Raw genomic sequence first — 13,795 nt, forward strand, 5'->3', positions numbered from 1 at the left:
CATGGATTTCCTGCAACCAGTACGACCCCATGATCAAACAACAGCTGGCGCGCTTTAACCGTCTCGACCTGCTCGGTCATCCAACTCCCCTGGAAAAACTCGACCGTCTTTCCTCCTGGCTCGGTCGCGATATCTATATCAAGCGCGATGACCTGACGCCTCTGGCGCTGGGCGGCAACAAGCTGCGCAAGCTCGAATACCTGGCCGCCGACGCCCTGGCTCAAGGTGCCGACACCCTCATCACCGCCGGGGCGATCCAGTCCAATCATGTGCGCCAGACTGCCGCGCTGGCGGCAAAGCTGGGCCTGGGCTGTGTGGCCCTGCTGGAAAACCCCATCGGCACCGAAGACAGCAACTACCTGAGCAACGGCAACCGGCTGCTGCTGGAGCTGTTCGACGCCAAGGTCGAATTGGTAGAAAACCTGGATAACGCCGACGAGCAGTTGCAAGCCCTCGCCGCACGCCTGCGCAGCAATGGGAAGAAGCCCTATCTGGTACCGATTGGCGGTTCAAACGCTCTGGGTGCGCTGGGGTATGTACGCGCCGGGCTTGAGCTGGCCGAGCAAATCAAGGACACCGGCCTGAATTTCGCTGCCGTGGTGCTGGCTTCGGGCAGCGCCGGGACGCACAGCGGCCTGACGCTGGCGCTCAGTGAAACGCTGGGGCAACTTCCCGTGATTGGCATAACGGTGTCTCGCAGCGAAGAAGACCAGCGCCCCAAGGTCCAGGGCTTGGCCGAACGCACCGCCCAGTTGCTCGATGTATCGCTTCCAGAGGCCTTCAGGGTGAACCTGTGGGACGAATACTTCGGCCCCCGCTACGGCGAACCCAATGCCGGTACGTTGGCGGCAGTCAAATTGCTGGCTGGCCTGGAGGGCCTGTTGCTGGACCCGGTCTACACCGGCAAGGCGATGGCCGGCCTGCTCGATGGGGTGGGTCGCGACCGCTTCGACGAGGGCCCGATCATCTTCCTGCATACCGGCGGCGCACCGGCGTTGTTTGCGTATAACGCGGCGTTCCAGGCGTAGTGAAGTTCTCGCTCCCACAGGGGACTTTTTTCATTCCATACTCGAATATTTGAATGATTTAATATTATTTTCCAATCTATAAACACCACCCTATAGTCTCGCCACAGGCGCATTTGCCGCGAGACGCCCAGGCTGCTTTAAGGCAGGATGTGGCAATCTTTTCGGATCGCGGCTACGCCTTATCTCAGCCAAAATAACCTCTTCATAAGAAAACACAGGGGCTTGTCATGAATTTTTCCGCATTACGTCGCAACCTGTTGGTGGGTTCGCTGGGCCTGGCATTGAGCGCCGGCCTGCTGGGCCAGGCCGTTGCCGGTGAGCAGCTGCAAAAGATCAAGGACGCGGGCGTGATCAACGTCGGCCTGGAAGGCACTTACCCACCGTTCAGTTTCGTGGACGCCGACGGCAAGCTGGCCGGTTTCGAAGTGGAGTTTTCCGAAGCCCTGGCCAAGGAGCTGGGCGTGAAGGTCAAACTGCAACCGACCAAATGGGACGGCATTCTCGCAGCGCTGGAATCCAAGCGCCTGGACGCGGTGATCAACCAGGTCACCATCTCCGAGGAGCGCAAGAAGAAGTATGACTTCTCCCAGCCTTACACCGTTTCCGGCATCCAGGCGCTGGTTCTGACCAAGAACAAAGACGCCATCAAGACCGCCGATGATCTGGCCGGCAAAAAAGTCGGCGTTGGCCTGGGCACCAACTATGAGCAATGGCTCAAGGAAAACCAGCCAAAGGCTATTATCCGCACCTACGACGATGACCCAACCAAATACCAGGACCTGCGTGTAGGCCGCATCGACGCCATTCTGGTAGACCGGCTGGCTGCTCTGGAGCTGACCGCCAAGGCCAAGGACACCGCTGTGGCCGGCGAGCCGTTCTCCCGCCAGGAAGCCGGTATCGCCCTGCGCAAAGGCGAGCCTGAGCTGCTGGATGCAATCAACAAGGCCATCGACAAACTACGGGCCGACGGCACCCTGGCGAAAATCTCGCAGAAGTACTTCAACGCTGACGTCACCCAATAATGGAAGAGGCTTTTCAACTCGCGCTGGACTCCGCGCCCTTCTTGCTCAAGGGCGCGTATTACACGGTCATCCTCAGTTTGGGCGGCATGTTCTTCGGCTTGCTGCTGGGCTTCGGCCTGGCGTTGATGCGCCTGTCGCGCTTCAAACTGGTGAGCTGGATCGCCCGCATCTACGTGTCGTTTTTTCGCGGCACGCCGCTGCTGGTGCAGTTGTTCGTGATCTATTACGGGCTGCCCCAACTGGGCATCGAGCTGGATCCATTGCCGGCGGCGCTGATCGGCTTCTCGCTGAACATGGCGGCCTATGCGTGTGAAATCCTGCGGGCCGCTATCAGCTCCATCGAGCGCGGCCAATGGGAAGCCGCGGCCAGTATCGGCATGACCCGCGCCCAGACACTGCGCCGGGCCATCCTGCCGCAAGCGGCGCGAACGGCCTTGCCTCCTCTGGGCAACAGCTTCATTTCCCTGGTCAAGGACACCGCACTGGCGGCGACCATCCAGGTGCCGGAGCTGTTCCGTCAGGCGCAGTTGATCACTGCCCGCACTTTCGAAATCTTCACCATGTACCTTGCCGCCGCGCTGATCTACTGGATTCTGGCCAGCGTGCTGGCGCACCTGCAGAACGTCCTGGAAGCCCGGGTCAATCGGCATGACCAGGAGTCCTGACCCATGATTGTCGTGGAAAAACTGACAAAGCAGTTCAAGGGTCAAGTGGTGCTCAATGGCATCGACCTGGAGATCGAAGAAGGCGAAGTGGTGGCGATCATCGGCCCCAGCGGTTCGGGCAAGACCACCTTCCTGCGCTGCCTGAACTTCCTCGAAGAACCCAGCAGTGGCCGGATCAAGGTCGGCGACATCGAAATCGATGGCAGTCGCCCGCTGAACCAGCAACAGAACCTGGTGCGTCGTTTGCGCCAGCAAGTGGGTTTTGTGTTCCAGAACTTCAATCTGTTCCCCCATCGCACCGCGCTGGAGAACGTCATCGAAGGCCCACTGGTGGTGAAGAAGATCCCCCGTGCCGACGCTGAGGTTTTAGGCCGTAAACTGTTGGCCAAGGTCGGGCTGGCGGGCAAGGAGGACGCCTACCCGCGGCGTCTTTCCGGTGGACAGCAACAGCGCGTGGCGATTGCCAGGGCGCTGGCGATGGAGCCCGAGGTGATTCTGTTCGACGAGCCAACGTCGGCCCTGGACCCGGAGCTGGTGGGCGAGGTGCTGGCGACGATTCGTGGCCTGGCCGAAGAAAAGCGCACCATGGTCATTGTGACTCACGAAATGGGCTTCGCCCGGGACGTAGCGAACCGCGTGGTGTTTTTCGACAAAGGTGTGATCGTCGAGCAAGGCGAAGCCAAGGCCTTGTTTGCAGCCCCCCGGGAGGAACGCACTCGACAGTTCCTCAGCAAGTTCCTCTCGGCCGGACACGGCGACCAGTAAATTATTGATATTGTCCCCACTTCCAAGGATGGAAGTGGAACAACTAACAGCCCAGCGTAACAAACTGAAACTTCCAGTTGACTTAACACAGCCACCCCGTTGACGTGCGGTATATACATATCTCCGGCAACACTTCTCTTTGGGCTACGCTATTTATCCGACTTCCTGCCGCACCTCCCTTCCAAACCAATGAACCCGAGGAAAATGGCGCACAACGCAACGTATTCTTAACTTCGATGCGTAGGACATTTCTGAAGCCTTATACAATTAATTATTAAGCAAGTTCCTCTATTGACACTGAAACTGCTGAACCCTTATCTAGTGACCCACAGGCGATGCGAACTATTTTAGTTCTGCGCGATGAACCGCAGACAGGGTCCATGCTGCGCAATAAAAATATATCGCGATGATTAAGCGCTTTTGATCTTCCCGAAACGGACTTCGTTTTAAAGCATCAAGGAGAACACCATGACATGTACGTCGAATATTCCTGAACTGGCTGCGCCTACCCTGGTCAACGCTCTGCGTACCCGCATCAACATCACCAGCGCTGCGCACCTGCAAGTGGCAATTGCCCCTTACCCCGGCATGGACGCGGGCGATCTGATCGAGCTGTTCTGGGACAACTGCTACGTCGGCTCCCGCCTGTTGTCCCAGGCCGACGTGCAAACTAGCGTTACGTTGCGAGTACCCGAGAGCTTCGTTGTAAACGGGACCTCGCGCATCCATTACCGCGTGATGCAAGTAGGGCGCGGCCCGGCGCTGTCAGCAACGCAACGGGTGCAGGTCAAGCTCGATTGTCCCGGTGGCCAACCGTCGGCCCTGAGCGGTGATGAAAACCAAGGCCTGGCGCCAGTGCGGATTCCTGATGCCATTCGCCGCAAGGGCGTGAACCCGAGTCAGGTCAAACGCGGTGTACCACTGACCATAGAGCCCTATCTGAACATGGCTGCTGACGATGCGATTACCTTGCGCTGGGGCGACGTGCGCATGGACCTGCCCCGCATCAAGCCCTGCGAGGTTGGGCAGCCGATCAACATCTGGGTACCGCCGCAGATCATTCTGGAGGCGGGGGAAGACCTGCGCCTGGAAGTGACCTACTGCATCCTCGACCGCGTGGGCAACAACTCCCACTGGGCGCCGCCACGAACGTTAAAGATCGGTTGCGCCAATCCCTACCTGAGCACTTCTCCGAAAGAGGCGCTCATGGCCGCCGAAACGCGCCGCCGAACATGAATACTCTGAGCAAGCTGTTGTGGCGAGGGGATTTATCTCCGCTGGGCTGCGAAGCAGCCCCCACTATGCAATCGCGGTGCAGCAGGTTGCTGTGTTGACTGCTTTGGGGCTGCTGCGCAGCCCAACGGGGATAAATCCCCTCGCCACAACATCGCTCGGCACAAAGCCCTCTATTGTTATTCCTAAAAGTTAGTTCAAAAATAAATTACACACGTTTAGGGTATATAAACCGGACCACCGGACATTCTTGATTTTCGCTCGCCGCATTCATCGCGGCGTTTCTTGAGATGTGAGGTGGGTATGGAACGGAACACAATCACCCCAGCGCAGTATGCCAGAGCACTGCCTGCAGCCACGGAGTGGCTGTAATGTCGGATTTGGCGCAAGCAAAGATCCAGAGCGACCTGGACATCGCACCGCAGCTGTTGCCCGCACAGGTGTTGCGCAACGATGCCGAGGCCATCAAAGCCGCCCATGAACTGGCGCAGGTCGCCCGTCAGCAGGCCGCGCGTCGTGACCAGCAACGCAAGCTACCCTGGGCAGAAATCGAGCAATTCACCCGTAGCGGACTGGGCAGCATCGCCATTCCCCGGGCATACGGCGGCCCGCAGGTTTCTTTCGTCACCCTGGCCGAGGTGTTCGCGATCATTTCCGCCGCTGACCCGGCCCTCGGGCAGATCCCGCAAAACCAATTCGGCGTACTCCAACTGATTCTCGGCACCGGCACCGAACGGCAGAAAAAAATCCTGCTGCAGAGCGTGCTCGAAGGCTGGCGCATCGGCAACGCAGGGCCGGAACGTGGCACTCGCAATACCCTTGAACTCAAGGCCCGGATCACCGCTGACGGTGACGGGTTTGTCATCAATGGTCAGAAGTTCTATTCCACCGGCGCGCTGTTTGCCCACTGGGTCGCGGTCAAGGCGCTGAATGACGAGGGTCGGCAGGTGCTGGCGTTCGTGCGGCGCGGCACCCCGGGCCTGCGGATCGTCGACGACTGGTCAGGGTTCGGCCAGCGCACCACGGCCAGCGGCACCGTGTTGCTGAACAATGTGCAAGTGGATGCCGACTTGGTGCTGGAGAACTGGCGCATCAACGAAACGCCCGGCGTGCAAGGCGCGATTTCCCAACTGATCCAGGCGGCCATCGATGCAGGCATCGCCCGTGGCGCCATCGACGATGCCATCGCCTTCGTCCGAGAACGAGCCCGGCCCTGGATCGATGCCAAGGTCGACCGGGCCAGTGACGACCTCTATGTGATCGCCGACATCGGCAAGCTGAAAATCGAACTGCACGCCGCCGAAGCGTTGTTGCGCAAGGCCGGACAAGTGCTGGACCAGGTCAGCGCCGCGCCCATCACCGCGCAATCGGCTGCCCGCGCCTCGATTGCCGTGGCCGAGGCCAAGGTGCTCACCACCGAGATCGCCCTGCAAGCCAGCGAAAAATTGTTAGAACTGGCCGGCAGCCGCGCCACCCTCGCCGAATTCAATCTCGACCGCCACTGGCGCAACGCACGGGTCCATACCCTGCACGACCCGGTGCGCTGGAAGTATCACGCGGTAGGCGCCTACCACCTGAACGGCACCTTGCCGGCCCGGCATTCCTGGATCTGACGACCCGACCTCTGGAGCAGTACATGACGTTTTCTCAACACGTCGCGGTGATCACCAGCGATGAACAAGCCCTGATCGTGGCCAGCGACCTGGCCGATGACTTCAAGCGCGACAGCGCCCTGCGCGACCGTGAGCGCCGCTTGCCGTACCCGGAACTGGAGGCCTTCTCCCGCTCTGGCCTGTGGGGCATCAGCGTGCCCAAGGCCTATGGCGGCGCCGGTGTGTCCAACGTCACCCTGGCCAAAGTCATCGCGCTGATTGCTCAGGCCGACGGCTCGCTGGGGCAGATTCCGCAAAATCATTTCTACGCCCTGGAAGTGCTACGGGTAAACGGCAGCCAAGCGCAAAAACAACGCCTGTATGCCGAAGTCCTGGCCGGCCAACGTTTTGGCAATGCATTGGCGGAGCTCGGCACCAAGACCGCCCACGACCGCATCACGCAACTGCGCCGCGACGGTGAGGGCTACCGCATCAGCGGTCGCAAGTTCTACGCCACGGGGGCGATCTACGCCCAGCGCATCCCCACGTCGGTGGTGGATGAAAACGGCGTGCAACAACTGGCATTCGTCCCGCGCAACAGCCAAGGCCTGACGGTGATCGACGACTGGAGCGGTTTCGGCCAGCGCACCACCGGCAGTGGATCGGTGGTGTTCGAGGACGTTTATGTCACCGCCGAAGACGTCGTGCCCTTCCAGAGCGCCTTCGAACGCCCAACGCCGGTGGGGCCGCTGGCGCAGATTCTTCACGCCGCCATCGACATCGGCATCGCCCGCGCCGCCTATGAGGACGCCCTGCATTTTGTCCGCAGCAAAACCCGGCCCTGGATCGACGCCACCAGCGACGTCGCCACCGAAGACCCGCACACCCTCAAGAGTTTCGGCCAACTGAGCATCCGCCTGCACGCCGCCGAAGCCCTGCTGGAACGTGCCGGTGAGTTTCTCGACCGGGCCCAGGCCGACACCCAGGCCGACACGGTCGCCGCCGCCTCGATTGCCGTAGCCGAAGCCCGCGCCATCAGCACCGAGATTTCCCTGGCCGCCGGCAGCACCCTGTTCGAATTGGCCGGCAGCCAGGCGACCCTGGCCGAACATGGCCTCGACCGCCACTGGCGCAACGCCCGGGTGCACACCCTGCATGACCCGGTGCGCTGGAAATACCACGCGGTGGGCAACTTCTACCTCAACGATGAAAAACCGCCGCTGCGGGGGACTATCTGATGGCGGCCGACAGGAAAAAGATCCTGCTCAACGCGTTCAACATGAACTGCATCGGGCACATCAACCATGGTTTGTGGGCTCATCCCCAGGACACCTCGACCCAGTACAACACGATTGAATACTGGACCGCCCTGGCGCAGTTGCTCGAGCGTGGATTGTTCGACGGGCTGTTCATCGCCGACATCGTCGGGGTCTACGACGTGTACCAACAGTCGGTGGACGTCACGCTCAAGGAGTCGATCCAACTGCCGGTCAACGACCCGTTGCTGCTGATCTCGGCGATGGCCGCCGTGACGAAAAACCTCGGCTTCGGGCTCACCGCCAACCTGACCTACGAACCACCCTACCTGTTTGCCCGACGCATGAGCACCCTCGACCATCTGAGTCGCGGCCGGGTCGGCTGGAACATCGTCACCGGCTATCTGGACAGCGCCGCCAAAGCCATGGGGCTTACCGCGCAGGTCGAGCATGACCGCCGCTACGACCAGGCCGATGAATACCTGCAAGTGCTCTACAAATTGTGGGAAGGCAGTTGGGAAAACGACGCGGTGCTCAACGACCGCGAGCAGCGGATCTATGCCCGGCCGGAGAAAGTGCACAAGGTTCGGCACCAGGGCGAGTTCTACCAGGTCGAGGGCTATCACCTCTGCGAACCCTCGCCCCAGCGCACGCCGGTGCTGTTCCAGGCCGGTAGTTCCGAGCGCGGCCTGCTGTTTGCCGGGCGGCATGCCGAGTGCGTGTTCATCAGCGGCCAGAACAAACCCGCGACCAAGGCCCAGGTGGACAAGGTTCGCGCCAGCGCCGCCCGAGCCGGACGAAACCCCGGGGACATCAAAGTGTTCATGGGCCTTAACGTGATCGTCGGCGAGACCGAAGCGGCCGCCTGGGCCAAGCATGTCGAGTACCTGAGCTACGCCAGCGCCGAAGCCGGGGTGGCGCATTTTTCCGCCTCGACAGGAATCGATTTTTCCGCGTACGAACTGGACGAACCGATCCAGTACGTGAAGAGCAACGCCATCCAGTCTGCCACCAAGATCCTGCAGAACAACGACTGGACCCGGCGCAAATTGCTGGACCAACACGCCCTGGGCGGTCGCTACATCACCCTGATCGGCTCGCCCGAACAGGTGGCCGATGAACTGGAGGCGTGGATCGCCGAAACCGGCCTCGACGGCTTCAACCTGACCCGCATCGTCACGCCGCAAAGCTACGTGGACTTCATCGACCTGGTGATCCCCGAGTTGCAGCGACGCGGTTCGTACAAGACCGAATACGACAACGGCACCCTGCGCGAAAAGCTGTTTCACGCAGAGGCCCATTTGCCCGAACGACACACCGGTTCGACCTACCGACACTGACCTTGTGGGAGCAAAGCTTGCTCGCGATGCAGACACCTCGGTTTTTGAGCGACCGCATCAACTTCATCGCGGGCAAGCCTTGCTCCCACAGAGCTCTGTTCGCCACAAAAAATATGCACCGCCCATTAATGACTGGAATATCCGACATGACCAAGCAACTCCTGACCCTGCCAGTCAAAGCACTGGCCCTGGCCCTCGGCCTGTTCAGCTCGACGCTGTTTGCCGCCGACGCACCGTTGAAGATCGGCACCACCGCCGCGTTTGCCATTCCCCTGGAAGCCGCCGTAGAAGAAGCCGGCAAGCAAGGCTTGAAGGTCGAGTTGGTGGAGTTCAGCGACTGGATCGCGCCCAACGTCAGCCTGGCCTCCGGTGATATCGACGTGAATTACTTCCAGCACATTCCGTTCCTGGAAAATGCCAAGGCCGCCGCCGGGTTCGACCTGGTGCCCTTTGCGCCGGGGATCATCAACAACGTCGGGCTCTATTCGAAAAAATACAAAAGCTTCGACGAGCTGCCCGAAGGCGCGAGCGTCGCCATTGCCAACGACCCGATCAACAGCGGTCGCGGCCTGCAACTGCTGGCCAAAGCCGGGCTGATCACCCTCAAGCCGGGAGTGGGTTACAAGGCCACCGAAGACGATATCGTCGCCAACCCGAAAAAAATCAAAATCCTGCAAGTCGAAGCCGTGCAACTGGTGCGCGCCTATGACGACGCCGACTTGGTACAGGGCTATCCCGCCTACATCCGCTTGGCGAAGACCTTCGACGCCACGTCTGCCTTGCTGTTCGACGGCCTCGATCACAAGGAGTACGTCATCCAGTTCGTGATCCAACCCAAGAGCAAAACCGACCCAAGGCTGATCAAATTCGTCGACATCTATCAGCACTCACCTGTCGTGCGCGCTGCCCTGGACAAGGCCCATGGCAAGCTCTACCAGGCCGGATGGGAAGGCTGACCATGAACGCCGTCAATGCTCGACTCAGACACGAAGCTCCCACGCCCCAAAGCGCCGACCAGACCGAGCTGCATCCGGAGTTGAACCGCGCCCTTGTGCGCTTCATCGGCCTGGGCAAGACCTACAACGGTGCCCAGGGTCCGGTGGCCGCGCTGCAAGGGATCGACCTGGCGATCCAGCGCGGCGAGGTGTTCGGCATCATCGGCCGCAGCGGCGCCGGCAAGTCGTCGCTGATCCGCACCATCAACCGCCTCGAACAACCCACCAGCGGCAGGGTGTTGATTGATCAGATAGACATCGGCGAGTTCGATGAGGACCGCCTGGTGGAATTGCGCCGGCGCATCGGCATGATCTTCCAGCACTTCAACCTGATGTCGGCCAAGACCGTGTGGCAGAACGTTGAGCTGCCGCTGAAAGTCGCCGGCGTGCCCAAGGAACAGCGCCAGCGCAAAGTCCGCGAGCTGCTGGAGCTGGTCGGCCTGCAAGGCAAGCACAAGGCCTATCCGGCGCAACTTTCGGGCGGTCAGAAGCAGCGGGTGGGGATTGCCCGGGCACTGGTCCATGACCCGCAGATCCTGTTGTGCGATGAAGCCACATCGGCCCTTGACCCGGAGACCACCCAATCGATCCTCGGTTTGCTACGCGAGATCAATCAGCGACTGGGCCTGACCATCGTGTTGATCACCCACGAGATGGCGGTGATCCGTGAAGTCTGCGACCGGGTGGTGGTGCTCGAGCAAGGACGCATGGTCGAGCAGGGCCCGGTCTGGGAAGTATTCGGCAGCCCGCAACACGAGGTCAGTCGGACGCTGCTGGCGCCGTTGCAACACGCCATACCGCAAGAGTTGCAAAGTCGCTTGCAGGGGCGGCCGGCATCGGCGGATGCGGCTATCGTGCTGCGCCTGCAATTCAGCGGCATAGATCGAGAAGAACCGGATCTCGCCGCCTTGTTCAGTGCCCTCGGTGGACGGGTGCGGCTGCTGCACGGCGGCATCGAGCGCATTCAGGGCCACGGGCTGGGGCAATTGCTGCTGGCCGTGAGCGGTTCGTCATGGGGCGCCGAGGAATTGCGTCAACGGGCGGGCAATTGGGCACAACGGGTAGAGGTGCTGGGTTATGTGGTTTGACCGGTTGTTGCAGGGTTTTATCGACACGTTCCTGATGGTTGGCGTGTCGTCGCTGATCGCCTTGCTGGCGGGCATACCGCTGGCGGTGATCCTAGTCACGAGCGGCAAGGGTGGAATTTATGAAGCGCCGGCCTTGAACCGGGCCCTGGGCGCGTTCGTGAACCTGTTCCGCTCGATACCGTTCCTGATTCTGATGGTGGCGTTGATCCCATTCACCCGGCTGATCGTCGGCACCACCTATGGCGTGTGGGCCGCGGTAGTACCGCTGACCATTGCCGCCACGCCGTTCTTTGCCCGCATCGCCGAAGTCAGCCTGCGCGAGGTCGACCATGGCCTGATCGAAGCGGCCCAGGCCATGGGTTGCCGGCGTTGGCACATTGTCTGGCATGTGCTGCTGCCCGAAGCCCTGCCGGGCATCGTTGGTGGCTTTACCATCACCTTGGTGACCATGATCAACTCCTCGGCCATGGCCGGAGCGATCGGCGCCGGCGGCCTGGGCGACATCGCCTACCGCTACGGCTACCAGCGTTTCGACAGCCAGATCATGCTCACGGTGATCGTGTTGCTGGTGGCATTGGTCGCCGTGATCCAATTGGGTGGTGACCGCCTGGCGCGCGGCTTGAATAAACGCTGACCTATGGGAGCAGTTGACCTGTGGGAGCAAAGCTTGCTCGCGATAGCAGTATTCCATCCAACATGGATACCAACTGGACGACTGCAGTCGCGAGCAAGCTTTGCTCCCACAGGCAGATCAGCGGGCTTGCGGTATAGTCGGCTGACACTCCTCACCCAAACCCACACCCATGAAACACACCACCGACGACCTGCACGCCATCACCGCCACGACCCTGGGCCATTACAACGCCGTGGCAGAGAGCTTTCGCGACGGCACCCGCGACCACGATGTCAGCCAGAACATCGACGCCCTGCTGCGCCATATCCAGGGCCAGGCACCGCTGCACATCCTGGATTTCGGCTGCGGCCCGGGGCGCGACCTGCGCACATTCACGGCCATGGGCCATGTCGCGGTCGGCCTCGACGGTTCAGAGGAATTTGCCCGGATGGCGCGCCAGGACAGCGGTTGTGAGGTGTGGCAGCAGGACTTCCTGGAACTCGACCTGCCGGTCGAACGCTTTGACGGGATTTTCGCCAACGCGGTGCTGTTTCATGTCCCCGTCCAGGAACTGCCACGGGTGCTCAAGCAATTGCACGCCACCCTCAAGCCCGGCGGCGTGCTGTTCAGTTCCAACCCCCGGGGCGAAAACCAGGAAGGCTGGAACGGCCAGCGCTTCGGCGCCTACCACGACCTTGCGGCCTGGCGCACCTTGCTCACAGAAGCGGGCTTTGTAGAGCTTGAGCATTACTACCGACCGGCTGGGCTGCCGCGAGAGCAGCAGCCTTGGTTGGCGAGTGTCTGGCGTAGACCTGCTTAGGATTTGAGGGCGCCATCGCGAGCAAGCTCGCTCCCACACGGGTCAACTGCGAACATAAATGGCGAACCATCAATGATCCAAATGTGGGAGCGAGCCTGCTCGCGATGACGGCGGATCAGCAACATTGATGCGACTGACACACCGCCGTCGCCCACCGCCCCATTGTTACTCCTGCTTGACCAACCACTTCTGTGACAACTGCTCAAGCCGCCCGTCGTCCTTGATACGCGCCAAAGCGTTGTCCAGGCTGGCCTTGAACGCCGGATTGCCCTTCTGGAACGGAATCACCAGGCTCGGCGGCGGGCCGCTCTTTTCTTCCGGCTGGAACGACTGTGCCATGACCATCGGGCGTTGCGAGTCGTCCTTGCGCGCCAACAGTTGCGCATCCGGTTGGCTATAAGCGGTGCTTGTGTCGAAACGTTCGGCCAGTTCCGGGGTCATTGCTATGTGGTTGATGGCGACATCGTATTTGCCGCTTTCCACACCGGCCAGCAGATCGCTGGCATCGGTGACCACAAAGTCGGCGCGAACATCGAGCTCGCCGGCCAGCATCTGACCCAGTTCCACTTCGAAGCCGGTGAGCTTGCCGTCTTCCTTGAAGTTGAAAGGGCTGGTGTTGGCTTCCAGAGCGATGCGCAATTCGCCACGGTCGTTGATGTCGTCGATCAGTTCGGCATGGGCCAGAGGGCTCAAGAGGGGTAGCAGGCAGATCAGCCCAGGCAGAAAACGCATGGTCACTCCTTTGTATTGTTACAAGCGACGCTCGTTTCAGGTTCGCTTTGCTATGGTTGTTGCAGGCTTCGACAACGAATGGTCATGAAGTTGTCATGACCACGCGGATTTCATGGAAAAACTGGAGAAAAAAATGAAAAGCTTTATGTCACGTGCCGCCTTGGCCGGCCTGTTGCTGGGAGCTTCGATGCTGGCATCCGCCGCAACCCCTGCTCCCAAGGGTGCAGAGGTATTCATCGTTTCCCCGGAAGACGGTGCCACCGTTGGCCAGGAGTTCAAGGTCAAGTTCGGCGTCAAGAACATCGCGCTGGCCCCGGCGGGTGATGAAACCAAAAATACCGGGCACCATCATTTGCTGATTGATGTCGACAAACTGCCTGCCGCGGGCGCGCCGATTCCCACCGATGCCAACCACATGCATTTCGGCAAGGCGCAAACCGAGGCTACGATCAAACTGGCACCGGGCAAGCACACCTTGCAGCTGATACTGGGCGACAGCGGCCATATGCCGTTCGATCCGACGATCGTGTCCGAGAAGATCACGGTAAACGTGAAATAAACCGGCACAGGTCGACACAACACAAAACCCTCCCACAGGTTATGTGTTCGACAGAAAAAAACGGGAGCCCCCTGCGAGGCTCCCGTT

At 60.6% G+C, this 13,795-nt stretch carries 14 protein-coding genes; 13 read left to right on the plus strand and 1 reads right to left on the minus strand.

What is annotated here, in order from left to right; translation table 11 throughout:
* Positions 1–29: 29 nt before the first annotated feature.
* The 12 genes from AC3I65_RS25250 to AC3I65_RS25305 all read left to right on the plus strand — a co-directional run bounded on the left by AC3I65_RS25250 (position 30) and on the right by AC3I65_RS25305 (position 12,417).
* A complete protein-coding gene (locus AC3I65_RS25250) occupies positions 30–1,028 on the plus strand; it encodes a D-cysteine desulfhydrase (protein ID WP_488524256.1) in 999 nt (332 codons plus the stop codon).
* A 227-nt stretch (positions 1,029–1,255) separates the two neighbouring features.
* Positions 1,256–2,050 carry a cystine ABC transporter substrate-binding protein gene (gene tcyJ, locus AC3I65_RS25255; protein WP_047226834.1) on the plus strand — a complete coding sequence of 265 codons (795 nt, stop codon included), beginning with the start codon at positions 1,256–1,258 and terminating at the stop codon, positions 2,048–2,050.
* Complete coding sequence (gene tcyL / locus AC3I65_RS25260) at positions 2,050–2,715, plus strand: cystine ABC transporter permease (protein WP_047226833.1); 666 nt, start codon at positions 2,050–2,052, stop codon at positions 2,713–2,715. The genes tcyJ and tcyL overlap by 1 nt, the downstream gene beginning before the upstream one ends.
* Positions 2,716–2,718: 3 nt before the next feature.
* Positions 2,719–3,480, plus strand: coding sequence for an L-cystine ABC transporter ATP-binding protein TcyN (gene tcyN, locus AC3I65_RS25265; RefSeq protein WP_047226832.1), 762 nt, complete (start codon positions 2,719–2,721; stop codon positions 3,478–3,480).
* Positions 3,481–3,948: 468 nt separating this feature from the next.
* Positions 3,949–4,716, plus strand: coding sequence for a hypothetical protein (locus AC3I65_RS25270; protein ID WP_047226831.1), 768 nt, complete (start codon positions 3,949–3,951; stop codon positions 4,714–4,716).
* 368 nt (positions 4,717–5,084) lie between these two features.
* On the plus strand, positions 5,085–6,326 hold the full coding sequence (locus tag AC3I65_RS25275; RefSeq protein WP_488524257.1) for an SfnB family sulfur acquisition oxidoreductase: 1,242 nt from the start codon (positions 5,085–5,087) through the stop codon (positions 6,324–6,326).
* A gap of 23 nt (positions 6,327–6,349) precedes the next feature.
* Entirely contained in the window at positions 6,350–7,543 is a 1,194-nt protein-coding gene (locus AC3I65_RS25280; protein ID WP_488524258.1) for an SfnB family sulfur acquisition oxidoreductase, read from the plus strand.
* The gene (locus AC3I65_RS25285; protein ID WP_488524259.1) at positions 7,543–8,901 is read left to right on the plus strand and encodes an LLM class flavin-dependent oxidoreductase; all 1,359 of its coding nucleotides are present in this window, start codon (positions 7,543–7,545) and stop codon (positions 8,899–8,901) included. The genes AC3I65_RS25280 and AC3I65_RS25285 overlap by 1 nt, the downstream gene beginning before the upstream one ends.
* A gap of 146 nt (positions 8,902–9,047) precedes the next feature.
* Positions 9,048–9,857: a MetQ/NlpA family ABC transporter substrate-binding protein gene (locus tag AC3I65_RS25290; RefSeq protein ID WP_047226827.1), complete on the plus strand. Its 810-nt coding sequence runs from the start codon at positions 9,048–9,050 to the stop codon at positions 9,855–9,857.
* A gap of 2 nt (positions 9,858–9,859) precedes the next feature.
* Complete coding sequence (locus AC3I65_RS25295; protein WP_488524260.1) at positions 9,860–10,984, plus strand: methionine ABC transporter ATP-binding protein; 1,125 nt, start codon at positions 9,860–9,862, stop codon at positions 10,982–10,984.
* The gene (locus tag AC3I65_RS25300; RefSeq protein ID WP_025211262.1) at positions 10,974–11,618 is read left to right on the plus strand and encodes a methionine ABC transporter permease; all 645 of its coding nucleotides are present in this window, start codon (positions 10,974–10,976) and stop codon (positions 11,616–11,618) included. Before AC3I65_RS25295 ends, AC3I65_RS25300 begins: the two co-directional genes overlap by 11 nt.
* Positions 11,619–11,787: 169 nt before the next feature.
* Complete coding sequence (locus AC3I65_RS25305; protein ID WP_047226825.1) at positions 11,788–12,417, plus strand: class I SAM-dependent methyltransferase; 630 nt, start codon at positions 11,788–11,790, stop codon at positions 12,415–12,417.
* Positions 12,418–12,582: 165 nt separating this feature from the next.
* Here the strand turns inward: AC3I65_RS25305 and AC3I65_RS25310 are convergent, their stop codons facing one another.
* The gene (locus AC3I65_RS25310; protein WP_047226824.1) at positions 12,583–13,149 is read right to left on the minus strand and encodes a transporter substrate-binding domain-containing protein; all 567 of its coding nucleotides are present in this window, start codon (positions 13,147–13,149) and stop codon (positions 12,583–12,585) included.
* 133 nt (positions 13,150–13,282) lie between these two features.
* Here AC3I65_RS25310 and AC3I65_RS25315 point away from each other — a divergent pair, with 133 nt between their 5' ends.
* Positions 13,283–13,708: a DUF4399 domain-containing protein gene (locus AC3I65_RS25315; protein WP_047226960.1), complete on the plus strand. Its 426-nt coding sequence runs from the start codon at positions 13,283–13,285 to the stop codon at positions 13,706–13,708.
* Positions 13,709–13,795: the final 87 nt, after the last annotated feature.

The organism is Pseudomonas sp. N-1-13, from assembly GCF_057787095.1.

Coding starts and splice junctions, on each gene's coding strand:
- tcyJ (WP_047226834.1), top strand. CDS start 1,256: ATGAATTTTTCCGCATTACGTCGCAACCTGTTGGTGGGTTCGCTGGGC.
- AC3I65_RS25310 (WP_047226824.1), bottom strand. CDS start 13,149: ATGCGTTTTCTGCCTGGGCTGATCTGCCTGCTACCCCTCTTGAGCCCT.
- AC3I65_RS25270 (WP_047226831.1), top strand. CDS start 3,949: ATGACATGTACGTCGAATATTCCTGAACTGGCTGCGCCTACCCTGGTC.
- AC3I65_RS25295 (WP_488524260.1), top strand. CDS start 9,860: ATGAACGCCGTCAATGCTCGACTCAGACACGAAGCTCCCACGCCCCAA.
- AC3I65_RS25250 (WP_488524256.1), top strand. CDS start 30: ATGATCAAACAACAGCTGGCGCGCTTTAACCGTCTCGACCTGCTCGGT.
- tcyL (WP_047226833.1), top strand. CDS start 2,050: ATGGAAGAGGCTTTTCAACTCGCGCTGGACTCCGCGCCCTTCTTGCTC.
- AC3I65_RS25290 (WP_047226827.1), top strand. CDS start 9,048: ATGACCAAGCAACTCCTGACCCTGCCAGTCAAAGCACTGGCCCTGGCC.
- AC3I65_RS25305 (WP_047226825.1), top strand. CDS start 11,788: ATGAAACACACCACCGACGACCTGCACGCCATCACCGCCACGACCCTG.
- AC3I65_RS25315 (WP_047226960.1), top strand. CDS start 13,283: ATGAAAAGCTTTATGTCACGTGCCGCCTTGGCCGGCCTGTTGCTGGGA.
- AC3I65_RS25285 (WP_488524259.1), top strand. CDS start 7,543: ATGGCGGCCGACAGGAAAAAGATCCTGCTCAACGCGTTCAACATGAAC.
- AC3I65_RS25275 (WP_488524257.1), top strand. CDS start 5,085: ATGTCGGATTTGGCGCAAGCAAAGATCCAGAGCGACCTGGACATCGCA.
- AC3I65_RS25300 (WP_025211262.1), top strand. CDS start 10,974: ATGTGGTTTGACCGGTTGTTGCAGGGTTTTATCGACACGTTCCTGATG.
- tcyN (WP_047226832.1), top strand. CDS start 2,719: ATGATTGTCGTGGAAAAACTGACAAAGCAGTTCAAGGGTCAAGTGGTG.
- AC3I65_RS25280 (WP_488524258.1), top strand. CDS start 6,350: ATGACGTTTTCTCAACACGTCGCGGTGATCACCAGCGATGAACAAGCC.